General features: G+C 60.4%; 24 protein-coding genes. 14 read left to right on the top strand and 10 right to left on the bottom strand.

Annotated features, from left to right (window positions below):
• Positions 1–2 precede the first annotated feature (2 nt).
• From J1G37_RS23255 to dksA, 6 genes are all read right to left on the bottom strand, one after another.
• Positions 3–1,391, bottom strand: a complete 1,389-nt coding sequence (locus J1G37_RS23255) for a polynucleotide adenylyltransferase PcnB (protein ID WP_017734147.1) — start codon at positions 1,389–1,391, stop codon at positions 3–5.
• A gap of 697 nt (positions 1,392–2,088) precedes the next feature.
• Positions 2,089–3,519: a sigma-54 dependent transcriptional regulator gene (locus tag J1G37_RS23260; protein WP_207045580.1), complete on the bottom strand. Its 1,431-nt coding sequence runs from the start codon at positions 3,517–3,519 to the stop codon at positions 2,089–2,091.
• Positions 3,520–3,541: 22 nt separating this feature from the next.
• Positions 3,542–6,496, bottom strand: a complete 2,955-nt coding sequence (locus tag J1G37_RS23265; protein WP_207045582.1) for a sensor histidine kinase — start codon at positions 6,494–6,496, stop codon at positions 3,542–3,544.
• Entirely contained in the window at positions 6,480–6,656 is a 177-nt protein-coding gene (locus J1G37_RS23270; protein WP_003176118.1) for a hypothetical protein, read from the bottom strand. The genes J1G37_RS23265 and J1G37_RS23270 overlap by 17 nt, the downstream gene beginning before the upstream one ends.
• 62 nt (positions 6,657–6,718) lie before the next feature.
• The gene (gluQRS, locus tag J1G37_RS23275) at positions 6,719–7,606 is read right to left on the bottom strand and encodes a tRNA glutamyl-Q(34) synthetase GluQRS (protein ID WP_207045584.1); all 888 of its coding nucleotides are present in this window, start codon (positions 7,604–7,606) and stop codon (positions 6,719–6,721) included.
• An 83-nt stretch (positions 7,607–7,689) separates the two neighbouring features.
• Positions 7,690–8,124: an RNA polymerase-binding protein DksA gene (dksA, locus tag J1G37_RS23280; protein ID WP_017734143.1), complete on the bottom strand. Its 435-nt coding sequence runs from the start codon at positions 8,122–8,124 to the stop codon at positions 7,690–7,692.
• A gap of 313 nt (positions 8,125–8,437) precedes the next feature.
• Here dksA and J1G37_RS23285 point away from each other — a divergent pair, with 313 nt between their 5' ends.
• Positions 8,438–9,610, top strand: a complete 1,173-nt coding sequence (locus tag J1G37_RS23285; protein WP_207045586.1) for a pyridoxal phosphate-dependent aminotransferase — start codon at positions 8,438–8,440, stop codon at positions 9,608–9,610.
• Positions 9,610–10,320: a DNA/RNA nuclease SfsA gene (gene sfsA / locus J1G37_RS23290; RefSeq protein ID WP_207045588.1), complete on the top strand. Its 711-nt coding sequence runs from the start codon at positions 9,610–9,612 to the stop codon at positions 10,318–10,320. The genes J1G37_RS23285 and sfsA overlap by 1 nt, the downstream gene beginning before the upstream one ends.
• Here the strand turns inward: sfsA and J1G37_RS23295 are convergent.
• Positions 10,317–10,634, bottom strand: coding sequence for a Rieske 2Fe-2S domain-containing protein (locus J1G37_RS23295; RefSeq protein WP_207045590.1), 318 nt, complete (start codon positions 10,632–10,634; stop codon positions 10,317–10,319). The two genes, sfsA and J1G37_RS23295, sit on opposite strands and share 4 nt — an antisense overlap.
• A gap of 156 nt (positions 10,635–10,790) precedes the next feature.
• Between J1G37_RS23295 and J1G37_RS23300 the strand changes: the two genes are divergently transcribed.
• From J1G37_RS23300 to J1G37_RS23310, 3 genes are read left to right on the top strand one after another with little or no spacing between them, the layout of a single operon-like run.
• Complete coding sequence (locus J1G37_RS23300) at positions 10,791–11,669, top strand: ABC transporter substrate-binding protein (RefSeq protein WP_207045592.1); 879 nt, start codon at positions 10,791–10,793, stop codon at positions 11,667–11,669.
• Between the two features lie 50 nt (positions 11,670–11,719).
• On the top strand, positions 11,720–12,703 hold the full coding sequence (locus tag J1G37_RS23305; protein ID WP_207045613.1) for an iron ABC transporter permease: 984 nt from the start codon (positions 11,720–11,722) through the stop codon (positions 12,701–12,703).
• A complete protein-coding gene (locus J1G37_RS23310; protein WP_207045594.1) occupies positions 12,703–13,470 on the top strand; it encodes a heme ABC transporter ATP-binding protein in 768 nt (255 codons plus the stop codon). Before J1G37_RS23305 ends, J1G37_RS23310 begins: the two co-directional genes overlap by 1 nt.
• A gap of 244 nt (positions 13,471–13,714) precedes the next feature.
• Here J1G37_RS23310 and J1G37_RS23315 read toward each other — a convergent pair whose 3' ends face one another.
• The 3 genes from J1G37_RS23315 to J1G37_RS23325 all read right to left on the bottom strand — a co-directional run bounded on the left by J1G37_RS23315 (position 13,715) and on the right by J1G37_RS23325 (position 16,183).
• Positions 13,715–13,987: a TfoX/Sxy family protein gene (locus J1G37_RS23315; protein ID WP_010562703.1), complete on the bottom strand. Its 273-nt coding sequence runs from the start codon at positions 13,985–13,987 to the stop codon at positions 13,715–13,717.
• Positions 13,988–14,188: 201 nt separating this feature from the next.
• Positions 14,189–14,533, bottom strand: coding sequence for a pentapeptide repeat-containing protein (locus J1G37_RS23320; RefSeq protein ID WP_207045596.1), 345 nt, complete (start codon positions 14,531–14,533; stop codon positions 14,189–14,191).
• A 93-nt stretch (positions 14,534–14,626) separates the two neighbouring features.
• On the bottom strand, positions 14,627–16,183 hold the full coding sequence (locus J1G37_RS23325; RefSeq protein ID WP_207045598.1) for a bifunctional aminoglycoside phosphotransferase/ATP-binding protein: 1,557 nt from the start codon (positions 16,181–16,183) through the stop codon (positions 14,627–14,629).
• 118 nt (positions 16,184–16,301) lie between these two features.
• Between J1G37_RS23325 and mrcB the strand changes: the two genes are divergently transcribed.
• The 9 genes from mrcB to msrQ all read left to right on the top strand — a co-directional run bounded on the left by mrcB (position 16,302) and on the right by msrQ (position 26,120).
• Complete coding sequence (mrcB, locus tag J1G37_RS23330; protein WP_026136436.1) at positions 16,302–18,626, top strand: penicillin-binding protein 1B; 2,325 nt, start codon at positions 16,302–16,304, stop codon at positions 18,624–18,626.
• Positions 18,627–18,642: 16 nt separating this feature from the next.
• Entirely contained in the window at positions 18,643–19,377 is a 735-nt protein-coding gene (locus tag J1G37_RS23335) for a hypothetical protein (protein WP_207045600.1), read from the top strand.
• Complete coding sequence (locus tag J1G37_RS23340) at positions 19,377–19,706, top strand: YqcC family protein (protein ID WP_207045602.1); 330 nt, start codon at positions 19,377–19,379, stop codon at positions 19,704–19,706. Before J1G37_RS23335 ends, J1G37_RS23340 begins: the two co-directional genes overlap by 1 nt.
• 431 nt (positions 19,707–20,137) lie before the next feature.
• Positions 20,138–21,862, top strand: coding sequence for an acetolactate synthase 3 large subunit (locus tag J1G37_RS23345; RefSeq protein WP_207045604.1), 1,725 nt, complete (start codon positions 20,138–20,140; stop codon positions 21,860–21,862).
• Between the two features lie 2 nt (positions 21,863–21,864).
• On the top strand, positions 21,865–22,356 hold the full coding sequence (ilvN, locus tag J1G37_RS23350) for an acetolactate synthase small subunit (protein ID WP_003176102.1): 492 nt from the start codon (positions 21,865–21,867) through the stop codon (positions 22,354–22,356).
• Between the two features lie 47 nt (positions 22,357–22,403).
• Positions 22,404–23,420, top strand: coding sequence for a ketol-acid reductoisomerase (gene ilvC / locus J1G37_RS23355; RefSeq protein ID WP_099584822.1), 1,017 nt, complete (start codon positions 22,404–22,406; stop codon positions 23,418–23,420).
• A gap of 145 nt (positions 23,421–23,565) precedes the next feature.
• Positions 23,566–24,423 carry a CDP-diacylglycerol--serine O-phosphatidyltransferase gene (gene pssA, locus J1G37_RS23360; protein ID WP_124527730.1) on the top strand — a complete coding sequence of 286 codons (858 nt, stop codon included), beginning with the start codon at positions 23,566–23,568 and terminating at the stop codon, positions 24,421–24,423.
• 63 nt (positions 24,424–24,486) lie between these two features.
• On the top strand, positions 24,487–25,500 hold the full coding sequence (gene msrP, locus J1G37_RS23365; protein WP_207045607.1) for a protein-methionine-sulfoxide reductase catalytic subunit MsrP: 1,014 nt from the start codon (positions 24,487–24,489) through the stop codon (positions 25,498–25,500).
• Positions 25,500–26,120, top strand: coding sequence for a protein-methionine-sulfoxide reductase heme-binding subunit MsrQ (msrQ, locus tag J1G37_RS23370; protein WP_207045609.1), 621 nt, complete (start codon positions 25,500–25,502; stop codon positions 26,118–26,120). Before msrP ends, msrQ begins: the two co-directional genes overlap by 1 nt.
• The last annotated feature ends 132 nt before the right edge of the window (positions 26,121–26,252 follow it).

Below are 26,252 nucleotides of genomic sequence, written 5' to 3' on the forward strand. Positions count from 1 at the left end.
GCTTACTCGCCTGAGGTGTCGGCAGCGCTGCGTTTGCGCTTGGTACCGCTGCGCCGACGCTTTTTCGGGCCTTCGCCGTCGCCTTTGCTGCCGAGGTCGCGAATCATGTCGCGGCGTTCGCTGTCATTGGCGTCCTGGTAATCCGTCCACCATTCGCCCAGGCCGTCGGTCTGCTCGCCGGCGCTTTCGCGCAGCAGCAGGAAGTCGTAGCCGGCGCGGAAGCGCGGGTTGTCCAGCAACAGGTCGGCGCGTTTGCCGCTGCGGCGGGGCAGGCGCTCCTGCATGTCCCAGATCTCGCGGATCGGCATGGTGAAGCGTTTAGGAATGGCAATGCGCTGGCACTGTTCGGCGATCAGCTCGTGCGCGGCTTCCTGCATGGCCGGGATGGGCGGCATGCCGCGCTCTTGCAGGCGCAGTACGCGCTTGGGCAGGGCCGGCCACAGCAGGGCGGCAAACAGGAACGCCGGGGTCACCGGTTTGTTCTGCTTGATGCGCAGGTCGGTGTTGATCAGGGCTTCGCTGATCAGGGTGTGGGTATAGGTCGGGTTCTGTTCCAGTGCTTCGGCGCTGGCCGGGAACAACGGATCGAACAGTTGCAGGTCCACCAGCATTTCGAAGGTGTCTGCGGCGTAGCCCGAGAGGAACAGCTTGAGCACTTCTTCGAACAGGCGCGCCGAGGGGATTTCCCGCAGCATGGGGGCCAGTTCGCGGATCGGTGCGGCGGTGTGCTTTTCGATGCCGAAGTTCAGCTTGGCGGCGAACCGCACCGCGCGCAGCATGCGCACCGGGTCTTCCTGGTAGCGCTGCGTCGGGTCGCCGATCAGGCGGATCAGGTTGTTGCGAATGTCGTGTACGCCGTTGGCGTAATCGAGGATGCGCTCGCTGACCGGATCGTAATAGAGGGCGTTGATGGTGAAGTCGCGGCGCTGCGCGTCTTCTTCCAGGCTGCCGTAGACGTTGTCGCGCAAGATGCGCCCGCTTTCGTTGCGGGAAGACTGGTTGGTGTCTTCCTCTTCATCGTTTTGCGGGTGATTGGCGCGGAAGGTCGCGACTTCGATGATCTCGCGACCGAAGTGGATGTGCACGAGCTTGAAGCGACGGCCGATGATGCGCGCGTTGCGGAACTCGGCGCGCACTTGTTCAGGCGTGGCGCTGGTGGCGACGTCGAAGTCCTTGGGCGTGATATTGAGCAGCATGTCGCGCACGCAGCCACCCACCAGGTAAGCCTGGTAGCCGGCGTTCTGCAGGCGCTCGACGATGTTCACCGCATAACGGCTGAACTGGGCGCGCTGCAACGAATGCTGGTTGCTGTTAAGCACCTCAGGCGTGCTGCGAATGTGTTGCGTACGACGCAAGGGAGAACGGAATGACTGGAACAACTTCTTCAGCATGGGATGCACTGTTTGAAGGAATGTTCGGCCATAACGAAGAATGACCGCATGATGGGCGAGGATTCTAGCATTTAGTCAGGGGATGGTGTAGGAACAAGCTACAGGCATTGCGCCATAAGCCTTGAAACGCCAAATGCCGGAAACTACAAGGGGAGCCGAAGCTCCCCCAGAAGTAGTTGCGTGCTCTATTTTTATTATGGGTTGCGGGCTTTTTGTTTTTGTTGATCGCCCTCGCCATGAAGCTTCACCTTCATGACACTCCCAATCGGGAGTCAAGAGCAAACGGATTGCTTTGGTCGCTGTGTTGCTGATCTACGATCCAACCAGTTCAGGCTCTGCCTTAGGGCAGTTTTTGTTGTTCTCGGCCTGGTTGCGGGGCAAGCCCCAAATGCAACGCCTCTCCAAAAGAATCAGTTAGCTGCGCCTCCGCCGTGTTGTTTTTGTTATGCGTGAGTCGATTCGTCTTATTTTTATTGTCTTGTACAAAGCTTGTTATTGTTTTTGTACTAAGCATATAGCAGGGTGCGTGCCAACTTTTGCGCCGACCAGCAAAACCGGGGGTTTAAGGTGGTTTTGCGCTTTTGGCAGGCGAAAAAAAGCCGGGGCTTCGTTACCGTAAGCCCCGGCTTTTGTTACGTGAAAAATCAGCGGTAACAGTTTTTTCACATCTGAGGGTGTTACCTGTGGGGGCACCCCCTCAACTTTCGCTGGCAACCCCGGTCTTGCGCCGTGGAATGCCCAGGCGCTGGCGGCGTTCCCACAGGCATTTACGGCTCACGCCGAGTTTGCGCGCCAGTTCGGTCTCGGTCATGTGGTCCTGGTGCTCAAGGACGAAGTGCTGGAAGTAATCTTCCAGTGACAAATCTTCCGTCGGCTCATGGCTGGTATTGCTACCGCCGCCCTGTTGCGGGGCCAGGCCGATGAAATCGTCGTCGTCCAGGTCGCTCAGCTCGATATCGATGCCCAGCAGCTCGGCAGAAATTTCCGGGCTTTCCGACAGGATCACCGCACGCTCGACCGCGTTCTCCAGTTCCCGCACGTTACCTGGCCACGAGTAATGCCGGATCGCCTGCTCGGCGTCTGGGGCAAACTTGAGGTCGGTCCGGTTGATGCGTGCGCTCTGGCGCAACAGGAACGCGTTGGCGATCTCGTTGACGTCGGCGCCACGCTCGCGCAGGGCCGGCAGCTTGAGGGCAATCACGTGCAGGCGGTAATACAAGTCTTCACGGAACTGGCCGATCTTGGCCAGGCTCTTGAGGTCTCGGTGAGTGGCCGCGATCAGGCGCACATCGACCTTTTGCGACTGCACCGAGCCCACGCGGCGGATCTCGCCTTCTTGCAGTACACGCAGCAAGCGCGCCTGAGCTTCCAGTGGCAGTTCGCCGATTTCATCGAGGAACAAGGTGCCGCCGTCCGCCGCTTCCACCAGGCCCGCCCGCCCGGCGCTGGCGCCGGTAAACGCGCCTTTCTCGTGGCCGAACAGTTCGGACTCGATCAGGGATTCAGGAATGGCCGCGCAGTTCACCGAGATCATCGGCGCCTTGGCACGCTTGGACAGGTTGTGCAGGGCGCGGGCCACCAGTTCTTTACCGGTGCCCGACTCGCCCTGGATCAACACATTGGAGTCAGTGGGGGCGACTTTGCGGATCTTGCTGTACAGGTCTTGCATCGGCGGGCAAGAGCCGATGATGCCGATCTCGCCGTTGCTGTTATCCACCCCAGGCTTGTCGGCGGTTTTGCCGGCCGGGCGTTGTTCGGCCGGCGCACTGCTGGCCGACTGACGGTCACGCAGGATACGCGCCACGGCCTGGAGCATTTCGTCATGGTCGAACGGCTTGGCGATGTAGTCCACCGCACCCATCTTCATGGAGTCCACCGCCGAACGCAGGCTGGCGTAGCTGGTCATGATCAGCACCGGCGTGCCCTGGCCAAGCTTGATCAGCTCGGTACCCGGTGCGCCCGGCAGGCGCAGGTCGCTGACAATCAGGTCGAACGTGGGAATGCTAAAACGCTCTTGGGCTTCCTGCACCGAGCCAGCTTCGCTGACCTGGTACTGATTGCGTTCAAGCAGGCGACGCAAGGCAGAGCGGATAATGGTTTCGTCTTCGACGATCAAAATGTGCGGCATTGATTCAATTCTCTCGACGGTCTCAGTTCACAGCGGACGTCGCTTCGACATGACGCGGCAAGGTCACCCGGATACGGGTGCCGCGTTGGCTTTCGGTGTCAGCCGGGCTGTCGATGGTGATTTGTCCATAATGCTCTTCAACGATGGAATAGACCAGTGCAAGGCCCAGACCGGTACCTTCACCGGGGTCCTTGGTGGTGAAGAAGGGTTCGAACAATCGGTCCATGATGTTCTGTGGAATACCGCTGCCTTCGTCCTCGACGATCAGGTCCACCGTGTGCTCGAAAGCCTCGGTCTTGACGCGTACCGCACCGCCCGGCGGCGTTGCGTCGCGCGAGTTGGACAGCAGGTTGATCAGCACTTGGGCCAGGCGTTGCGAGTCGCCGTCGACCCAGTGGTCGGGATCGCACAAATTGAAAAACTGTACTTCGAAATTGCGCCGGTTCAGGGCCAGCAGCCCAATCGCATCCTGGGCCACTTCGGCCAGGCACACGGCTTCGTCCTGGTTCTGATGGGCGCCCGCGTGGGCAAAGCTCATCAGCGACTGCACGATGCGCGAGACACGTTTGGTCTGCTCAAGGATCTGCCCGCTGATTTCGGTGATCTCGCCGTCCTCTTCGCGCTCTTCCCGCAGGTTTTGCGCCAGGCAGGCGATACCGGTGATCGGATTGCCAATCTCATGGGCCACGCCGGCCGCCAGGCGACCAATGCTGGCCAGGCGCTCGGAGTGCACCAGCTTGTCTTCGAGCATCTGGGTTTCAGTCAGGTCTTCCACCAGCAGCACCAGGCCGCTGTTACCCGGTGCCAAGGGTTCGTCGATGGCGGCTTTGTGCAGGTTCAGCCAACGGGTCTGGCCGTCGAGGGCCAGGTGCTGTTTGTGCAAGTGTTCGTCGGGCAGGTTGATAAAACCTTGCAGCAGTTCTTTCCAGGGCTCGCCCAGGGTGTTCAGGCGCGAGCCGACCACGCGCTGCGCGGCGATGCCGGTGAGTTCTTCCATGGCCTTGTTCCACATCAGGATCTCTTGATCCTTGGCCAGGGAGCAGACGCCCATCGGCAGTTCTTGCAACGTCTGGCGATGGTAGCGGCGCAGGGCATCGAGTTCGGCGGCAAGGCCGGTGAGGCGCGAGTGGTAATCCTCCAGCCGGCTCTCGATGAAATGGATGTCTTCGGTGACGTAGTTTTCGCCGCCGGCCTTGTAGGGCAGGAACGTTTCCACCATGTCCTGGGACACACTCGGGCCCATCAAACCGGAGAGGTTGGCCTCGATCCGATCACGCAGGCGGCGCAGGGCATACGGGCGGCGTTCGTCGAACGGCAGGTAGAGATCGCGCAGCGCCTGCTCGACCTCTTTTTGCGCCGCCTTGGCGCCCAAGGGTTTGGCAAGCTGCGTGGCGAACTCCTGGGGCGACGCCGCATGCAGCTCACGGCGTTGCGGGCGGCGTACGTTGTCCACGGCACAGGCTTCGGCGGCGCTGGTTTCTTCCGGGCTGGCGTTGGTGAAGAGCGAGATCAAGGTGAACATCAGGACGTTGGCGGCCAGGGACGCAATCGCGGCCATGTGCCAGCTGGTGTCGTCGAGCACGTAGATCATGTTCAGCAACGGGATGTAGAAACCCTGCAAGTTGCCGACCAGCGGCAGCAGCATGGTGACAATCCACACCAGGATCCCCGCCAGCAACCCGGCGATAAACCCACGGCGATTGGCAGTCGGCCAGTACAGCACCGACAACACCCCCGGGAGGAATTGCAGGGTGGCAACAAACGCGACGATGCCCAGGTTGGCCAGGTCCTGCCCGGCGCCCAGCAGCAAGTAGAAACCGTAGCCGGCCATGATGATCGCGACGATCAGCGCGCGGCGCGTCCACTTCAGCCAGCGGTAGATATTGCCTTCAGCTGGCGGCTGATACAGCGGCAGTACCAGGTGATTCAGCGCCATCCCCGACAGCGCCAGCGTGGTGACGATAATCAGCCCGCTGGCCGCCGACAAACCACCGACATACGCCAGCATCGCCAAGGCCGGGCTGTTGGCCGCAATGCCGATGCCGAGGGTGAAGTATTCGGGGTTGGTGGTGGCCCCCAGTTTCAGGCCCGCCCACAAGATCAGCGGCACCGCCAGGCTCATCAACAGCAGGAACAGCGGCAAGCCCCAGCTGGCGCTGACCAGCGAGCGCGGGTTGAGGTTCTCGGTGAAGGTCATGTGGTACATGTGCGGCATCACGATTGCCGAGGCAAAGAACACCAGCAACAGCGTACGCCACGGGCCTTCTTGCAAGGGCGTGTGCAAGGCGGCGAGGGCGGTCTGGTTTTGCAGCAGCCACAGTTCCAGCTGTTGCGGGCCGTCGAACACGCCATAGAGCGCATACAGGCCAACGCCGCCGATGGCGATCAGCTTGATCACCGACTCGAAGGCAATCGCAAACACCAGGCCTTCGTGTTTCTCGCGGGTGGCGATATGGCGCGAGCCGAAGAAAATCGTGAACAGGGTGATCAGCGCGCAAAAGGCCAGGGCGACGCGATGTTGCACCGGCTCACGGGTGAGGATGCTGATGGAGTCGGCCACGGCCTGGATTTGCAGGGCCAGCAACGGCAACACGCCGATCAACATGAAAATGGTGGTCAGCGCGCCGGCCCAGGTGCTGCGAAAGCGGAAGGCAAACAGGTCGGCCAGGGACGATAGCTGATAGGTGCGGGTGATTTTCAGGATCGGGTACAGCAACACCGGTGCCAGCAGGAACGCGCCGGACACGCCGAGGTAGCTGGACAAAAAGCCATAGCCGTACTGATACGCCAGGCCCACCGTACCGTAAAACGCCCAGGCACTGGCGTAGACGCCGAGGGACAAGGTGTAGGTCAACGGATGGCGAATGATCGCCCGCGGAATCATTCCGCGCTCACTGATCCAGGCTACCCCGAACAGCGCGGCCAGGTAGGCGGCGCTGACCAGCAGCATCTGGGTGAGGCTAAAGCTCATCGGCATCTTTTTGGCTCTGCAGGATGAAAGTCACGACGATCAGGATCAGCCACAGCAGATACGGGCGATACCAGGCGCCCGTGGCGTCGATCCACCAATCCATGATGGCGGGGGAAAACAGGTAGATCCCGACGACCAGCAGCAGGACCAATCGATAGATGTACATGTTGGCCTCTGTGTAAAAACGTGCGGCGATGGTAACGGATGCTTGGCAAGCTGCAAGCGCCTTCAGCTCAATTGCGCTTCGGCCAGCGTGAGTGTGCGTGGGATCCGTGTGGCATCCCAGTGCTGGATGCCCCAATCCAGCAGTTCCCGCGGGCTGGCGTGCAGCAACTCGGCGCCAGGTTGCTGGCCGAGGGCGCGCAAGGCCCTTAGCAGCAGCGGCGTGGCCTGGTCGGGCATCAACGGTGGCGAGCGGTAGGACTTGCCGAGCTTGTTGCCGTCCGGCTGGACGATCAACGGGACGTGCAGGTAGCGCGGCTGGCGCAGGCCCAGCAGTTCTTGCAGGTACAGCTGGCGCGGCGTGGAGTCCAGCAGGTCGGCACCGCGCACGATATCGGTGACACCTTGCCAGGCATCGTCGAGGACCACGGCCAGTTGATAGGCGTAGAGGCCATCGCGGCGACGGATGATGAAGTCGCCGACATCGCGGCCCAGGTGCTGTCGGAATTCGCCTTGTACGCGGTCGGTAAAGTGGTACTCCAACTCGGGAACACGCAAACGGATAGCGGCATCCTGCTGATTGTGGCCGGCGTTGCGGCACAGGCCCGGGTAAATGCCGTTGTAGGGCTCCAACTGCTTGCGCGAGCAGGTACAGGCGTAGGCCAGGCCGTGGTTGAACATGTCGTTCAGCACTTTGGCGTAGGCGTCGTGCCGCTCGCTTTGTCGGACCAATTCGCCGTCCCACTCAAAGCCGTAGCTTTCCAGGGCGTGCAGAATCGCCGCCTGGGCGCCGGGCTCTTCACGGGGTGGGTCGAGGTCTTCCATGCGCATCAGCCAGCGGCCGTTGTTGGCGCGGGCATCGAGGTAGGAGGCGAGGGCGGCGACCAGGGAGCCAAAGTGCAAATGGCCGCTGGGCGTGGGGGCGAAACGCCCGATATAGGTAGAGGCTGTCATGGGCCGGATACTACTGGAAATTCGCTAAACGCCAGAAACAAAAATGGGGCGTTTGCACGCCCCATTCGTTCAGCTCGGAAGGATTACTTGCCGACCTGTTTTTCCTTGATTTCAGCCAAGGTCTTGCAGTCTACGCAGAGGTCCGCGGTTGGGCGGGCTTCCAGGCGACGGATACCGATTTCGACGCCGCAGGATTCGCACCAGCCGTATTCTTCGTCTTCGATCAGTTGCAGGGTCTTGTCGATTTTCTTGATCAGCTTGCGCTCGCGATCACGGGCGCGCAGTTCAAGGGCGAACTCCTCTTCCTGGCTGGCACGGTCTGCCGGGTCCGGGAAGTTGGCGGCTTCGTCCTTCATATGGTCAACCGTGCGGTCGACTTCCTGCATCAAGTCCTGCTTCCACTGCTTCAGGATTTTGGAGAAGTGTTCGCGCATGGGCTTGCCCATGTATTCCTCACCCTTCGATTCTACGTAGGGTTGGAAACCGCTGATGTTCTGTTGCTTTGCTTGGGTGGGCATGAATGGACCGCCTCTCACTCTTCTAATCCATTGCGCAGGATTGCAACATCACCGACACCTGCCGGCCCTGCGGCTGCAAGCGGGCGAACTTACCAGATAGATTCGGGGTGCGCCACTCCCGGTTGTCGAGGCCCCGCCCTGTACGGGTTGCGAACGGCTGCAAGAGGGGAGACTGCAGCCTCGAATGTTGATTTTAGTCGTTCTGGCGGCGCTTGCCCGAACCGCTCGGCGCGGCGCGTATGGCAATAGAACGGGCGTTACGCGTGGGGTTGGGTAGAATCGACGCTTTGTTCTTACCCGTTAAGGAAGGCTAATGGCTCAGCCCTACAGTGCGCGCAGTCGCGCCATCGAACCTTTTCATGTCATGGCGTTGCTGGCGCGGGCCAATGAACTACAGGCCGCCGGGCACGATGTGATTCACCTGGAAATCGGCGAGCCGGATTTCACCACCGCCGAGCCGATTATCCAGGCCGGCCAGGCGGCACTGGCCAACGGCAAGACCCGCTATACCGCCGCCCGTGGCCTGCCGGAGCTGCGCGAAGCCATCAGCGGTTTCTACCAGCAACGCTACGGTTTGACCGTGGACCCGGAGCGCATCCTGATCACTCCCGGCGGCTCCGGCGCCTTGCTGTTGGCCAGCAGCTTGCTGGTAGACCCAGGCAAGCACTGGCTGCTGGCGGACCCCGGTTACCCGTGCAACCGGCACTTCCTGCGCCTGGTGGAAGGCGCGGCGCAACTGGTGCCTGTTGGCCCGGAAGTGCGCTATCAATTGACCGCTGACCTGGTGGCCAAACACTGGGACGCGGACAGTGTCGGCGCACTGGTCGCCTCGCCGGCCAACCCGACGGGGACGATCCTCACTCGGGACGAATTGGCCGGGTTGTCGAGCGCCATCAAGGCGCGCAATGGCCATCTGGTGGTGGACGAGATTTACCACGGCCTCACCTACGGCACCGATGCTGCGAGTGTGCTGGAAGTGGACGACGATGCCTTCGTCCTGAATAGTTTTTCGAAGTATTTCGGCATGACCGGCTGGCGCCTGGGTTGGCTGGTGGCACCGCCAGAAGCGGTTGGTGAGTTGGAGAAACTCGCGCAGAACCTCTACATCAGCGCACCGAGCATGGCCCAGCATGCGGCGCTCGCCTGTTTTACCGAGCAAACCCTGAGCATCCTGGAAGAGCGCCGCGCGGAGTTCGGCCGCCGTCGAGACTTCCTGCTGCCAGCTTTGCGTGAGTTGGGGTTCGGCATTGCCGTCGAACCAGAGGGGGCATTCTATTTGTATGCCGATATCAGCGCGTTTGGCGGCGATGCCTTCGCGTTCTGCCGGCACTTCCTCGAAACCGAACATGTAGCGTTTACGCCCGGGCTGGATTTCGGTCGCTATCAAGCCGGCCACCATGTGCGCTTTGCCTACACGCAAAACCTTGATCGCCTACAGGAAGCGGTGGACCGCATCGCCCGTGGCTTGCGGAGCTGGCAAGGCTGATGCGCTTTAATCCTCCCCTCGAAGAAGGTCGGCTGATTCGCCGTTACAAGCGTTTTCTCACCGATATCGAAACCGTTACCGGCGAGTTGCTCACCATTCACTGCCCCAATACCGGCTCGATGCTCAATTGCATGGTGGAAGGTGGGCAGGTCTGGTTCAGTCGCTCCAATGATCCCAAGCGCAAGCTGCCCGGCACCTGGGAAATCGCCGAGACCCCCCAAGGGCGCTTGGCCTGCGTGAATACCGCGCGCGCCAATCAACTGATCGAGGAAGCGTTGCACGCCGGGGTGATCAGCGAGCTCAACGGCTTTACCGCCTTGAAGCGTGAAGTGCCTTACGGCCAGGAGAACAGTCGCATCGACTTTCGCCTGGATTATCCCGATGGTGCGGCGTACGTCGAAGTCAAAAGCGTCACCCTGGGCTTCGATGGCAGCGCGATTGCCGCGTTCCCCGATGCGGTGACGCAGCGCGGGGCCAAGCACTTGCGCGAGCTGGCGCACCTGGCCCGTGACGGTGTGCGGGCGGTGCAGTTGTATTGCGTCAACCTGTCGGGAATCGAGGCGGTGCGCCCGGCCGTGGAGATCGATCCTGCTTACGCCGCTGCATTGCGTGAAGCCAAGGCCGCCGGTGTCGAGGTGTTGGCGTACGGCGTGCGGGTGACGCCTGAGGAAGTCTGCGTGGATCGGCGCCTTGAGGTGCTGTTCGACTAGAGTTCCACCCACAGGCCCTGCGCGTCTTCACGGCCGGGCAGGGCGGTGAGGCTTTGGCCGGCGCACGGGCCGGAGATGCACTCGCCGCTTTCGATCAGGAACAAGGCGCCGTGGGTGGCGCACTGGATCAGGCTGGCGCTGGTGTCGAGGAACTGGTCGGCCTGCCATTCCAGCGGGATGCCGCGATGCGGGCAGCGATTGATATAGAAGTAGGCAACGCCGTCACGGCGCACCGCCAACAATTTGCAACCATCGATTTCAAAACCGCGGCTGCTGTCGGGCGCGAGGGTGTCGGAGGGGCAGAGAAACTTCATTTCAATCCTTAAGTGCCTTGACGTTCAAATGCAAACAATTATCAAATGCCGGCTTCGCCCGTTAGCTGACTGGGCGCTCAGTACGATGCCCGGCAGGGATTATCTGTCACATCGTTGAGTGCTCGTAAGGCCCCGCCTCTGGAAGGAAACCCTGTTATGCGCCTGAGTACCAGCGCTATTGCGCTTGTTGTCGGACTGCTGGTCAACCACGGGGCGCAAGCCTCTGAACTGCCGCAACGCTGGGTCAGTGCCGGTGGGGCGCTTTCGGAGTGGGTGACGGCGCTGGGCGGCGAGTCGAAGCTCGTGGGGGTGGATACCACCAGCCAGCACCCGGCGTCACTCAAGGCCTTGCCGAGCATTGGTTATCAGCGGCAACTATCGGCGGAGGGCATCCTGAGCCTGCGTCCGCAGATCCTGGTGGGCACCGAGGAAATGGGCCCGCCGCCGGTACTGGCGCAGATCCGCAGCGCCGGTGTGCAGGTGGAAATGTTCTCGGCCCAACCGGATTTGCCGACGCTGCAAGGCAATCTCCAGCACTTGGGCAAGCTGCTGGGTGATGAGGCTAAGGCCAGCGAATTGTTTACAGGCTATGAGCAGGCCTTGGATCAGCAGAAAAGCTGGGTGACCAAGGCGCAAGCCACGCAAAAAGCCCCGGGTGTGTTGCTGTTGCTCGGTCACGCAGGTGGCAAGCCGCTGATCGCGGGTAAAGACACGGCGGCAGACTGGGTGCTGCAACAGGCGGGCGGGCGCAATCTGGCGACCCACAGTGGCTACAAGCCATTTTCCGTGGAGTCGCTGGCGGGCTTGAGCCCTGATGTGCTGGTGTTTTCTGATCGCGCCCTGAGCGGTAATGCGGCTCGGGCAGCCTTGTTCAAGGAAAACCCGATCCTGGCGGCAACCCCTGCGGCCAAGAGTGGGCGGGTGTTTGAGTTGGACCCAACGCTGCTGGTCGGTGGGCTTGGGCCGCGTCTGCCGCAAAGCCTGGTGCAATTGTCTGCCGGGTTTTATCCGTCCCAGGCCAAGTCCGCTCCATGACCACTCCTGTTAAACCCAAGACGCTGTTTATCGGGCTGGCGCTGTTATGTGTGCTGGCGATCTGGCTGTCGTTGGCCTTGGGCCCGGTCAGCCTGCCGTTGCTGGATACGCTCAAGGCGGCATTGCGCCTGATGGGCGTGCCCATCGACGGCCAAGGGCTGGAGCAGGCGGAGCTGATCCTGGGGCAGATTCGTTTGCCGCGCACGTTGCTGGGGCTGGCGGTGGGCGGCGTGCTGGCATTGTCGGGGGTGGCGATGCAGGGCTTGTTTCGCAACCCGCTGGCGGATCCGGGGTTGGTCGGCGTGTCCAGCGGCGCAGCACTGGGGGCGGCCATTGCGATTGTCGGTGGAACGTTTTTTGGCGGTTTGCCGGATGCGTTCGGCCCGTACCTGTTGTCGTTGTGCGCGTTTCTCGGTGGGCTGGGTGTCACCGCGCTGGTGTATCGACTGGGGCGGCGTAACGGCCAGACCAATGTCGCGACGATGCTGCTGGCCGGTATCGCCCTGACGGCGCTCGCCAGTTCGGCCGTGGGGTTGTTTACCTACCTGGCGGATGACGCCACCTTGCGCACCCTGACCTTCTGGAACCTGGGCAGCCTCAATGGCGCCAGCTATTCGCGGCTGTGGCCGTTGTTGCTGGTGAGCGCCGGGGTCGCGCTGTGGTTGCCGCGCCGGGCAAAGGCCTTGAATGCGCTGCTGCTGGGCGAGTCGGAAGCCAGCCATCTCGGGATTGACGTTGAGCGGCTCAAGCGCGAACTGGTGTTCTGTACGGCCCTGGGTGTGGGCGCGGCAGTGGCGGCGGCGGGGATGATCGGGTTTGTCGGCTTGGTGGTGCCGCATCTGGTGCGCCTGCTGGCGGGGCCGGATCATCGGGTGTTGCTGCCGGCTTCGGTGCTGGCGGGGGCGAGCTTGCTGCTGTTTGCCGACCTGGTGGCACGCCTGGCCCTCGCGCCAGCGGAATTACCCATCGGCATTGTGACAGCGTTTATCGGCGCGCCATTTTTTCTTTACCTGTTGTTGCGGGGGCGTGCCTGATGCTGCGTGTGGAAGACTTGCAGATCCGGCGCGGGCGCAAAACCGTGCTGGCGGATGTCACCCTGCAATTGTTGCCGGGGGAAGTGCTCGGTGTGCTGGGCCCCAATGGTGCGGGCAAAAGCACGTTGCTTGGGGCGTTGTGTGGTGAGTTGCCGCCGGATCAGGGCGGTGTGTGGTTGGATCAGCGGCCGTTGAGTGGCTGGAGTGGCCCGCAGCGTGCGCAACGGTTGGCGGTGTTGCCGCAAACCTCGACCCTGGATTTTGCTTTCCGCGTTGAAGAAGTCGTCGGCATGGGCCGCTTGCCCCATCAGAGCGGGCGGGTGCGTGATGACGAAATTATCGCAGCTGCCTTGCAGGCGGCGGATGTCGGGCATTTGAGCGGGCGCAGCTATCTCGCCCTGTCCGGCGGCGAGCGTCAGCGCGTGCACCTGGCGCGGGTGCTGGCGCAGTTATGGCCGGGCGAGGCGGGGCAGACATTGTTGCTGGATGAGCCGACGTCGATGCTCGACCCCTTGCATCAACACACGACCTTGCAGGCCATTCGCACCTTTGCGGATCGCGGTGCAGCCGTGTTGGTGATCCTGCATGACCTGAACCTGGCGGCGCGCTACTGCGATCGGATTCTGTTGCTGGAGGGCGGTCGTCCCCATGCCCTGGATACGCCAGCGCAGGTGATGCGCCCGGAGCCGCTGAAGGCGGTATTTGGCCTGGATGTGTTGGTGCAGCCCCATCCAGAGCGCGGGCACCCGCTGATTATTGCGCGCTGAGATCGGCTTTTTCACGGGCAAAAAAAGACCCGGCAAGAGCCGGGTCAAATAACCGTGATTAGCCTGATGAGGAGATAATCTGAGAGTCCGAACCAATGGTCTTCCAGTTATCGGCTGATCTCGCGACCAGTTGTGATAATCATAACGATTCTCATTTGAGAGTCAACATTTGTTTTTGCACTCACTTCGGCTTTTCTCAAACGCCCGTTCGGAATGCCCGAAATTGCTGGGCCTGCCTAGCGCTCTAATTTTTCTGGCGTGCCGAGATAGCATCCAATTGACGGTTCAGCGCCTCCTTGCGTTCGGCTGGAATATCGTTCCAGTGAACATCCATCAATGCCCCTTCGATTGCATACAGCAGTACTTTCGATGCGCGGAACCCGCGAGTCCGCACGGCTCGGTAAGCATCGACCGCGCCCAGGCGGCGCAAGTCGGACGCACTGTGAATGCCCACCGCATGCAGCCACTGTGCTGACGTCTTGCCGAGGTTTTTCAGGTGTTGCAGCTCATCGTTCATCAAGCCTCCTTGCGACGGCCGAATGGTTCGGTGGGTATCGTGACCAGGCAAGCCTGAACAGGAGTGTAGCGCTCAGTAGGAAAAGCGTGGTTCTTTGGCCGGAAGCGGCCTAAAAGCTTATAAGAATGATGCGGGGATTTTTGGGGTGGGCAGGCGCAAACCCCGGCGCACGGGTGCGCTCCGGGGTTTTTATGCAAGAAATTACTTGGTGCGGTAGCGCAGGCGCGTACCGAAATTGACCGACATGAGGATCTCATCGGCAGTCAGTTCAGGCGGGAAGTAGGTGCCCGAAATCTGTGCGTGCGCCAGGCTAGCGCCTTCCAATGAGCAGTCGCGCAAGTCCAGGCCGCGCAAGTCGGCAGAGCGGAAATAGGCGTCAGTGAAGTCCACGCCGGTAGCGTCCAGATCACGCAAATCCAGCCCGCGGAAATCGCCACCGCGCATGTCGATGGTGCCGCCTTTCGGGCGTTCCTGGTTGAAGCCGCGGATATCGTCTTTATGCAGGAGCGAATAGAGCGGGGTATCAAGAAGCTTGGGCTGACTCATGACGACGACTCCTGTTGGATTTATGACGCCATTATAGTGCCACTATTGCTCGGCCGTGCGCCCAAAGTCGGTGACACGGCCAAGAATTATTTCTTACAGGCCCGGCAGGTGCTGACGGATGTGCGCCACCAAGGCGTCCAGCGTCCCGCTTTCATTGGTCTCGACGCGCTTGCTCAGGAGCAGTTCCTCGGCGGTCAGTGGGTCGCGATTGGCTTGCTGTTCGTCGATAACGGCCAATGTGGCGTCGGAAGGGTCGTTTTTATCCGCCTGACGCTGTGCCAGCCAGCTCTCGATAACGGCGCGTGGTGCGTTGCAATCCAGGATCAGGAAGGGCGCGCCGGTGGCTTCGGCAACCTTGGCGGCGGCTTCGCGTTGGGTGCGCTTCAGGAAAGTGGCGTCCAGCACGACTGGGAAGCCGGCGCGCAGCACGGTCGCGGCGAGTTCATTCAAGCGCGCGTAAGTCGCGGCGCTGGCGTCGGCCGCATAAATGCCGGCCTGTGGCGTGTTTTCCACCTGCTGCTCGCCGAACAGGCGCTTGCGCTCCACATCCGAACGCAGGCGCACGGCACCCAGTGCTTCTACCAGGCGCATGGACACCTGGCTTTTACCCACGGCAGAAACACCGTGGGTGATCGCCAGGAAGCGCGACGGGATGGTGCTGTAGCTTTCCGCCAGGTTGGCGTAGTTGCGGTACTGGCGCAGGCTGGTGGCACGCTGCACTGGGGTCGCGTCGCCCGGCATGCTGAACAGCGCGATCTTGGCGCGTACCAGGGCGCGGTAGGCTTTATAGAAGTTCAGCACTTCCAGGCCTTGGTAGTCGCCCGTCAGCTCCAGGTACTGGCTGATGAAACGGCGCGCCAGGGATTTGAGGCCACGGTCTTCCAGGTCCATCGCCAGGAAGCCGGTGTCGGCGTAAACGTCGGTGAAGCGGAAGGGTTCGTTGAATTCGATGCAGTCGAAGATCACGACCTGGCCATCGATCAGGGTGGCGTTACCCAAGTGGATGTCGCCGTGGCATTCGCGGGTGAAGCCTTCCAGCTTGCGCTGGGCAAACAGTGGCTTGAGGCGCTCGAAGCTGCTTTCGGCCCAGGCTTGCAGGGCGTCCAGTTGAGTCAGATCTGCCTTTTCGCTGAGGAACGGGCGGATCTGGTCGAAGTTCTGGCGAACCGGTGCCATCAGCTCATCCGGAGTGCCGGCCGGGTGGTCTTGCGGGACTTTTGGCGCCGTGAGGTGGAAATGCGCGATCTGCTTGGCCATCTCATCGATGTGCGCGGCGGTCAGTTCGCCGTTGGCTTGCAGGGTGCTGAGCAACTGGCTTTGCGGGAACTGGCGCATTTTCAGCGCGTACTCGATGGCCGGGCCTTCGCCACCCAGTTGCGGGGCGTCGGCAGTGCCGGTGATCGGCAACACTTCAAGATACAAATCTTCGGTCAGGCGCGCGTTGAGACGCAGCTCTTCGCGGCAGAAGTGGCCGCGATCTTCCAGCGACGTGAAGTCCAGGAAGCCGAAGTTCATCGGCTTCTTCAATTTATAAGCGTAAGGACCGGTGAGCACGACCCAGGAAATATGGGTCTCGATAACTTGGAACGCTTCAACCGGATGAGGGTACAAAGCCGGGTTTTGCAGGGCTGCGATCAGGGACTGGCTCACGGGCGATCCTTCAAAGACTGGGGGAAATCATGGCGGGCATTATGGCTGCTGGCGCCTGCCATGCAAACCGCTGTCCGGCTCATGTTGATCATCAATAAAGTGCGTATAATCCGCCGCCATGACTCGAACCCGATCTCCCCGTTCCCGTAAAAAACCTCCTTCCCGCGGCCTGCGCCCGTGGCTGGGCTGGGCGCTCAAGCTCAGTCTGGTGGGCCTTGTGGTACTTGCCGGCTTTGCGGTGTACCTCGACGCTGTGGTGCAGGAGAAGTTCTCCGGCAAGCGCTGGACCATTCCGGCCAAGGTGTATGCACGCCCGCTGGAATTGTTCACCGGCCAGAAGCTGAGCAAGGATGACTTCCTCACCGAGCTCGACGCGCTGGGCTATCGCCGCGAACCCGTGAGCAACGGCCCGGGCGCGGCGGCGGTCAGCGGCAATACCGTCGATTTGAACACCCGTGGCTTCCAGTTCTATGAAGGCCTGGAAAAAGCCCAGCCGGTGCGCGTGCGCTTCTCTGGCGACTACGTGGCTGAACTGGCGTCCCTCAACGGCTCGAAGCTGCCGGTGGTGCGCCTGGAACCGCTGATGATCGGCGGCATTTACCCGAAGAACCTTGAAGATCGCATCCTGATCAAGCTCGATCAGGTGCCGCCTTACCTGCTCGAAACCCTGGTCGCCGTGGAAGACCGCGATTTCTACAGCCACTGGGGTGTCTCGCCGAAGTCGATTGCCCGTGCCGTCTGGGTGAACACCTCCGGCGGCAAGATGACCCAGGGCGGCAGTACGCTGACGCAACAATTGGTCAAGAACTTCTACCTGACCAACGAGCGCAGCCTGACCCGCAAGCTCACCGAAGCCATGATGGCGATGCTGCTGGAGCTGCACTACAGCAAGCAGGAGATCCTCGAGGCGTACCTCAATGAGGTCTTCGTCGGCCAGGACGGCCAGCGCGCGGTGCACGGTTTCGGCTTGGCCAGTCAGTTCTTCTTTGGCCAGCCGCTGTCCGAACTCAAGTTGCATCAGGTCGCGTTGCTGGTCGGCATGGTCAAGGGCCCGTCCTACTACAACCCGCGGCGCAACCCGGAGCGTGCGCTGGAGCGCCGCAATCTGGTGCTGGATGTACTGGAACAGCAGGGCGTTGCCACCGCTGAACAGGTGGCGGCGGCGAAGAAGATGCCGTTGGGTGTCACCACGCGCGGCAAGCTGGCCGACAGTTCATTCCCGGGCTTTATCGACCTGGTCAAGCGCCAACTGCGCGAAGACTACCGCGACGAAGACTTGACCGAAGAAGGCCTGCGGATCTTCACCAGCTTCGATCCGATCCTGCAGATGAAAGCCGAAGCGTCGGTCAACGACACCTTCAAGCGCATGACCGGCCGTAAAGGCGCGGATGAAGTCGAAGCGGCCATGGTCGTGACCAACCCGGAGACCGGTGAGGTCCAGGCGATGGTGGGCAGTCGCCAGGCCAGTTTTGCCGGCTTCAACCGTGCACTGGACGCGGTGCGGCCGATTGGTTCGCTGGTCAAGCCGGCGGTCTACCTGACAGCGTTGGAAAAACCGAGCAAATACACCCTGACCAGTTGGTTGTCGGATGACCCGCTGTCGGTCAAAGGTGGCGATGGTCAGGTGTGGACGCCGCAGAACTTCGACCGTCGTTCCCACGGTACGGTGTTCCTGTACCAGGGGCTGGCGCATTCCTACAACATCTCCACCTCGCGCCTCGGGCTGGAAGTGGGCGTGCCGAATGTGTTGAAAACCCTGGCTCGCCTGGGCATCACCCGTGAATTCCCGGCTTTCCCGTCGATCTTGCTGGGTGCCGGCGCGATGACGCCGATGGAAGTCGCGACCATGTACCAGACCCTGGCCAACGGTGGTTTCAATACCCCGATGCGTGGGATTCGTAGCGTGCTGACCGCCGAAGGTGAGCCGCTCAAGCGTTATCCGTTCCAGATTCAGCAGCGTTTCGATGCAGGCTCCATCTACCTGATCCAGAACGCCATGCAGCGCGTGATGCGTGAAGGTACCGGTGCCTCGGTCTATAAGGTGCTGCCGTCGAACCTGACGCTGGCGGGCAAGACCGGTACCAGTAACGACTCGCGCGACAGCTGGTTCGCCGGTTTCGGCCAGGATGTGCTGGCGGTGGTGTGGATGGGCCGTGATGACAACGGCAAGACCCCGTTCACCGGGGCGACCGGTGCGCTGCAGGTCTGGACCAGTTTCATGCGCAAGGCCGACCCGCTGCCGCTGAACATGCCGCAGCCGGACAACATCGTGCAGGCCTGGATTGATCCGCACACGGGGCAGGGCTCTGATGCCAACTGTCCGGGCGCGGTACAGATGCCGTATATTCGCGGCAGCGAGCCACCACCCGGCGCCGCGTGCGGTGGCAGTGCCCCTGCTGACGCGGATTCGGTGATGGATTGGGTCAAGGGCTGGATGAATTAAGCAAAGAGGGTTTCACGTGAACAAGTGGTTGTTTCCAGCTATTACAACTCTGGCTTTGCTCGGTGGTTGCTCCAGCGTGCAGCGCGGCTCCATCCCTGTGGTGGATTCGAGCACTGCGGTGTCCAACAGCGACCGTATCTCGGCCAATGGCGGCTTCCGCCAGACCGTGACGAATCGTCCCGCTCAAGCCCGTCCCCAGGCGGTGCCGCAGGATTCGGGCGTGGTGGTGATGGTGCCCGGTGCTGGCGCTGCTACCGCCGCGCCGATCAGCGCCGAGCCGTGGACGCCGGGGCCAAGTACGTCCGGTCCGATCGATGCCACGCCGATTCAAACGGCACCGATCAACCAGGGCACCTACACCATGCCATCGACGCCAAGCGGCATTCCGTCGTCGTCCAATTCCGGCGGCCTGTCGGCTGACGAGCAACTGGACGGCCCGGTCCTGGCCCTGTTGACCACTGCCCAGCAACAGCAGGCCGGTGGTGATCTCAATGGTGCGTCGTCGAGTTTGGAGCGCGCCCAGCGCGTGGCTCCGCGTGAGCCGCAAGTGCTGTATCGCCTGGCCCAGGTGCGCATGGCCCAGGGCGATGCGCCGCAAGCCGAACAGTTCGCCCGTCGCGGCCTGACGCTGGCCAACGGTCGTCCCGACCTGCAAGCCAACCTGTGGGCACTGATCGGTGATGCACGCGCCGCCCAAGGCGATGCTGCCGGTGCCGCCCAGGCACGGCAAAAAGGCAAGGTTACCTACTGATGGATGTGCGTTTTCCTGCGATTGCCGAGCAGTTGCTGCTGATTGAACGCGAATTGCGCGTGCAGGGCTGGTGGGACGATGTGTCCCCCAGCGTTGAGGCCCTTAGCAGTGTCGAGCCCTTTTCGGTCGATACCCTGGACTTTCACCAGTGGCTGCAATGGATCTTCCTGGCGCGCATGAAGCAGATCCTTGAACAGGACCTGCCGTTGCCGAATGCGTCGGGCATCCTCGAAATGGCCGAGATGGTGTATGCCGACCGCCCGCGAGAGAGCCTTGGCTTGCGTAACGCGCTGAAAAAGTTCGACCAATTGATCGTCGACGCTCGTTAATTGCCTGACTGCCGGGTTTTTCGGCAGTCTTGCGCACATTTCTACCGCTTGACGACATTCAGGCGAGTTTTATCCCTCCTCAAAGCCCTTTCTTCTACGTTCTCATGCGCTTAGTTGGAAAAAAGCGCAATTATTGCTTGACTTGAACGGCCTGAAACAGAAGAATCCAAAGTCCGCTGTATCGGGACTGCCAGAAGCAGGCCCGCTCAGCAGATCATGAGGCGCACATCCGCGCCGACCTGTTACACCCGCAACGCGTTACCTCGCGCTGGGTGGGAAAAGCCCGCAACACTTGGGACGATCCCAATACTTGCTCAGTCAGTGCTGACGTAGTCGGCGACCACCGTCGCTCATGCTCTGTTGAGAAGTAAACCTATTAAGACCCGTCGGTTTTCAACGGACGGTATTCTGGCGTTTTAGAGGTGAACAACGTGGAGCTTTTATCTGGTGGTGAGATGCTCGTCCGCTTTTTGCGTGACGAAGGCGTCGACTATATCTACGGGTACCCAGGTGGTGCTCTGCTGCATGTCTACGACGCGCTGTTCAAGGAACCGGCTGTCAATCACATCCTGGTTCGCCACGAACAGGCCGCGACCCATATGGCTGACGGTTATGCCCGTGCCACCGGTAAAGCCGGTGTGGTACTGGTAACGTCCGGCCCAGGCGCAACCAATGCCATTACTGGCATCGCGACTGCGTATATGGACTCCATCCCGATGGTGATCATTTCCGGCCAGGTGCCAAGCACCATGGTGGGTACCGACGCATTCCAGGAAACCGACATGATCGGTATCTCCCGGCCGATCGTGAAACACAGCTTCATGATCAAGCATGCCTCGGAAATCCCGGAAGTCATGAAAAAGGCGTTCTACCTCGCGCAGTCCGGTCGCCCGGGCCCAGTGGTGGTCGATATCCCTAAGGACATGACCAACCCAGCGGAAAAATTCGAATACGTTTTCCCGAAGAAAGCCAAGCTGCGTTCCTACAGCCCGGCCGTTCGTGGGCACTCGGGGCAAATCCGCAAGGCTGCAGAAATGCTCCTGGCGGCCAAGCGCCCTGTGCTGTACTCGGGCGGTGGCGTGATTCTGGGCGGCGGTTCCGCACCGTTGACCGAGCTGGCCAAGTTGCTCAACCTGCCTGTCACCAACACCCTGATGGGCCTTGGCGCATTCCCGGGCACCGACCGTCAGTTCGTCGGCATGCTGGGCATGCACGGCAGCTATACCGCCAACCTGACCATGCACCACGCTGACGTGATCCTGGCAGTAGGTGCGCGGTTCGATGACCGCGTGATCAACGGCCCGAGCAAGTTCTGCCCGAATGCCAAGATCATCCACATCGACATCGACCCGGCGTCCATCTCCAAGACCATCAAGGCTGACGTGCCGATCGTAGGTCCTGTGGAAAGTGTACTGACCGAAATGGTCGCTGCACTGAAGGACATCGGCGAGACGCCGAACAAGGAATCCGTTGCCAGCTGGTGGAAGCAGATCGACGAATGGCGCGGTGACCGCGGCCTGTTCCCTTACGACAAGGGCGACGGCAGCGTCATCAAGCCACAAACCGTGATCGAAACCCTGTGCGAAGTGACCAAGGGCGATGCCTTTGTGACCTCCGACGTGGGCCAGCACCAGATGTTCGCCGCGCAGTACTACAAGTTCGACAAGCCAAACCGCTGGATCAACTCCGGTGGCCTGGGCACGATGGGCTTTGGTTTCCCGGCGGCCATGGGTGTGAAGCTGAGCTTCCCGGACACTGACGTTGCATGTGTGACTGGTGAAGGCAGCATCCAGATGAACATCCAGGAACTGTCGACCTGCTTGCAGTACGGCCTTCCGGTGAAGATCGTCTGCCTGAACAACGGCGTACTGGGCATGGTTCGCCAGTGGCAGGACATGAGCTACAACAGCCGTCACTCCCACTCCTACATGGAGTCGCTGCCAGATTTCGTCAAATTGGTTGAAGCCTATGGCCACGTCGGCATTCGCATCACCGATCTGAAAGATCTGAAGCCGAAGATGGAAGAGGCGTTCGCCATGAAGGACCGCCTGGTGTTCATCGATATCAAGGTGGATACCAGTGAGCACGTCTACCCGATGCAGATCAAAGACGGCTCTATGCGCGACATGTGGCTGAACAAGACGGAGCGTACTTAATCATGCGGCATATTATCTCCCTGCTTCTGGAGAACGAACCCGGCGCTCTGTCTCGTGTTGTCGGTCTGTTTTCGCAACGCAACTACAACATCGAAAGCCTGACCGTGGCCCCGACCGAAGACCCGACCCTGTCGCGCCTGACGTTGACCACCGTGGGCCACGATGAGGTGATCGAGCAGATCACCAAGAACCTCAACAAGCTGATCGAAGTGGTCAAGCTGGTCGACCTGTCGGAAAGTGCCCACATTGAGCGCGAGCTGATGCTGGTTAAAGTCAAGGCCACGGGTGCCCAACGTGCCGAGATCAAGCGCACTACCGATATTTATCGCGGGCAGATCGTCGATGTGAGCGCCAGCGTTTATACCGTTCAATTGACCGGTACAAGCGACAAGCTGGACAGCTTCATCCAGTCGATCGGGACGGCCTCGATTCTGGAAACGGTACGCAGTGGTGTCACCGGGATTGCCCGTGGCGACAAAGTACTCAGCATCTAACCCAAATTAGTGAATGGCCTTACGGCCTGGATATATAGAGGAACCTCATGAAAGTTTATTACGAAAAAGATTGTGACCTGTCGATCATCCAGGGCAAGAAAGTCGCCATCATCGGCTACGGCTCCCAGGGTCACGCTCAAGCGTGCAACCTGAAAGACTCCGGCGTTGACGTGACCGTTGGCCTGCGTAAAGGCTCGGCCACCGTTGCCAAGGCTGAAGCCCACGGCCTGAAAGTGACTGACGTTGCTTCCGCTGTTGCTGCTGCCGACCTGGTCATGATCCTGACCCCGGACGAGTTCCAGTCCGCGCTGTACAAGAACGAAATCGAGCCGAACATCAAGAAAGGCGCCACCCTGGCCTTCTCCCACGGCTTCGCGATTCACTACAACCAGGTTGTACCGCGCGCTGACCTCGACGTGATCATGATCGCGCCGAAAGCACCGGGCCACACCGTGCGTTCCGAGTTCGTCAAAGGCGGCGGCATCCCTGACCTGATCGCGATCTACCAGGACGCTTCGGGCAACGCCAAGAACGTTGCGCTGTCCTACGCTGCTGGCGTGGGTGGCGGTCGTACCGGCATCATCGAAACCACCTTCAAGGACGAGACTGAAACCGACCTGTTCGGCGAACAAGCCGTTCTGTGCGGCGGTACCGTTGAGCTGGTGAAAGCTGGCTTCGAAACCCTGGTTGAAGCTGGCTACGCGCCAGAAATGGCCTACTTCGAATGCCTGCACGAACTGAAGCTGATCGTTGACCTCATGTACGAAGGCGGTATCGCCAACATGAACTACTCGATCTCCAACAACGCCGAATACGGCGAGTACGTGACTGGCCCGGAAGTGATCAACGCCGAGTCCCGTCAGGCTATGCGCAACGCCCTGAAACGTATTCAGGACGGCGAATACGCCAAAATGTTCATCACCGAAGGCGCTACCGGCTACCCTTCGATGACCGCCAAGCGTCGTAACAACGCCGCTCACGGTATCGAAGTCATCGGCGAGCAACTGCGCTCCATGATGCCGTGGATCGGTGCCAACAAGATCGTCGACAAAGCCAAAAACTAAGTCGTACGCATCAAGGGAAAACGCGGCTTAGGCCGCGTTTTTTCGTTTGGGGGGCAGGTTCTGGTATAAAGCTGCATCGTTTGCGGGCGAACACTCGCCGCAAGTATCAGTCGAATTTTTTTCACACCGTTGCAAGGTAAAGTCCATGAGCGAACGTCCCGAAGAGCCAAACCAGGCTTCTGACGCCGAAAGCCTGCTACCGATCGATGAGCATGTCGAAGAAGGGCATGACGCGGAAGGCCGCAAGGTCCGGCATCGTGGCATCTATCTGCTGCCCAACCTGTTCACCACGGCGAACCTGTTTGCCGGGTTCTATTCCATCATCAACTCCATGAGCGCCCAAAGTGCGCTGGCGGCGGGTGATGCAGTCAGTGCCAGCAAATACTTCGGTTTTGCTGCCATCGCAATATTTGTTGCCATGGTGCTCGACGGTCTTGATGGGCGTGTGGCGCGCATGACCAATACCCAAAGTGCCTTCGGTGCCGAGTACGACTCGCTGTCGGACATGGTTGCCTTTGGTGTTGCGCCTGCATTGCTGGCGTTCGCCTGGGCGCTGGGTGATATGGGCAAGGTCGGCTGGATGGTCGCCTTTATCTATGTCGCGGGGGCTGCTTTGCGTCTGGCGCGTTTCAATACCCAGGTGGGGACCGCTGACAAGCGTTACTTCATCGGTCTGGCCAGCCCAGCTGCAGCGGGTGTGGTGGCGGGGATCGTCTGGGCGTTCAGTGACTACGGCATCCAGGGTTCGAAGATGTCGTTCCTGGTGGCCTTGATGGTTGCGGCGGCCGGCATGTTGATGGTCAGCAATATCAAGTACAACAGCTTCAAGGAGCTGGACCTCAAGGGGCGCGTGCCTTTTGTGGCAATCCTGGCCGTTGTGCTGGTGTTCGCCGTGGTCTTCAGTGATCCGCCGCGGATTCTGCTGCTGGCGTTCCTGGTCTATGCCGCTTCGGGCCCGGTTCAGTACTTGTTGCATCTGCGTCGGGACAAAACATTGCCTTAATGTAATTTCCCCCATACTCCGCAGTCTATTGGTGCATCAGTTCTCCAATGCTGCGGAGTTGCCATGTTAATCAAATTGCCTAAATCGTCCGATTGCCACGAATCGGATGTCACGCCTGAATCCCTTTATTTCTCTCGCCGCAGCTTGCTCGGTGGTGCGCTCGCCGGTATTGCTGCCAGCAGCTTGCCGCGTTGGGCCAGTGCGGATGATGCGTCGCGTTACGCCGATGTTGAACCGGGCAAGGCGCCGAATTGGTTTGCCGAAAAACTGCCAGGCACCCAATGGCAGGCGGTGACGGTAAAAGACGAAGCGATAACGCCCTTTAAGGATGCGACCCACTACAACAACTTCTATGAGTTTGGCACCGGCAAAGGTGACCCGGCAACGAACGCCGGTTCGCTCAAGACCGAGCCTTGGAGTGTTGTGATTGATGGTGAGGTTGCAAAGCCGGGGCGTTATGCCCTGGAAGACTTCATGAAACCGTATCAGTTGGAGGAGCGGATCTACCGTTTGCGCTGTGTCGAGGCATGGTCGATGGTCATCCCCTGGATCGGCTTTCCTATCTCGGCTTTGCTCAAGCAAGTCGAGCCGACCTCCAAAGCCAAGTACATTCGGTTTGAAACGCTCCAGGATCCGAAGAGCATGCCGGGCCAGCGTTCAAGCTTTGGTCTGATCGACTGGCCTTATATAGAAGGGTTGCGCCTGGATGAGGCGATGAACCCTTTGGCATTTCTCGCCGTTGGCATGTACGGGCGTGAGTTGCCTAACCAGAATGGTGCTCCGTTGCGTTTGGTGGTGCCGTGGAAGTACGGCTTCAAAAGCGTGAAGTCCATTGTGCGCATCAGCCTGGTCAGTGAGCAGCCGAAAACCACCTGGCAGAGTATTGCGGCGGATGAGTATGGGTTCTACGCGAATGTGAACCCTACGGTTGATCATCCGCGTTGGACTCAGGCGCGTGAGCGGCGCCTGCCGAGTGGGCTGTTCAGTCCCAATGTGCGTGAGACGCAGATGTTCAACGGCTACTCGGATGAGGTTGCCTCTCTTTATAGCGGCCTGGATTTGCGGAAGAACTATTGATGCGCTATCCGATCTGGCGCCTGGGCGTCTTTATCGCGGCGGCAGTGTGGCCGCTATTCTGGCTATACGAGGCGTGGAACTCTGTTCTCGGGCCTGATCCAGGCAAGGTGCTGGTGGATCGACTTGGTCTCGGGACGTTGATCCTTTTGCTGATTACCCTTGGAATGACGCCACTGCAGAAACTCAGCGGTTGGGCAGGGTGGATAGCTGTGCGCCGGCAGTTGGGGTTGTGGTGCTTTGCTTATGTAGTGCTGCATTTGGCGGCTTATTGCGTGTTTGTCCTCGGGCTCGATTGGTCGCAGCTGGGGGTTGAGCTGCGTAAGCGGCCTTACATTATTGTGGGGGCGTTGGGCTTCTTGTCGCTTTTGGTGTTGGCGGTGACTTCAAATCGCTATAGCCAGCGGCGCCTGGGGAGTAGATGGAAGAAATTGCATCGTCTGGTTTACGTGATTCTCGGGCTGGGCTTGCTGCATATGTTGTGGATCGTGCGAGCCGATCTGACGGAGTGGGTTGTCTATGCTTCTATAGGTGCGCTGCTTTTGGTCTTGCGGATTCCGCCAGTGATGCGCCGAATACCACGTCTTATTGCTAAAAAAGCACCTTCTGCAACAAAAGCGTAATTAAAGGTTGACGGCGAATTGTAACTGTCTATAATTCGCCCCACTTCCGGCGCAGTCGAAACGGAAAACTCCTTGGTAAACAATGAGTTATGTAGGTTTCGGCAGCAGGTGCTTCAGTTCATCGAAGCCAGA

The sequence above is a fragment of the Pseudomonas sp. Marseille-Q1929 genome, from assembly GCF_017316265.1.
GTDB lineage: Bacteria > Pseudomonadota > Gammaproteobacteria > Pseudomonadales > Pseudomonadaceae > Aquipseudomonas.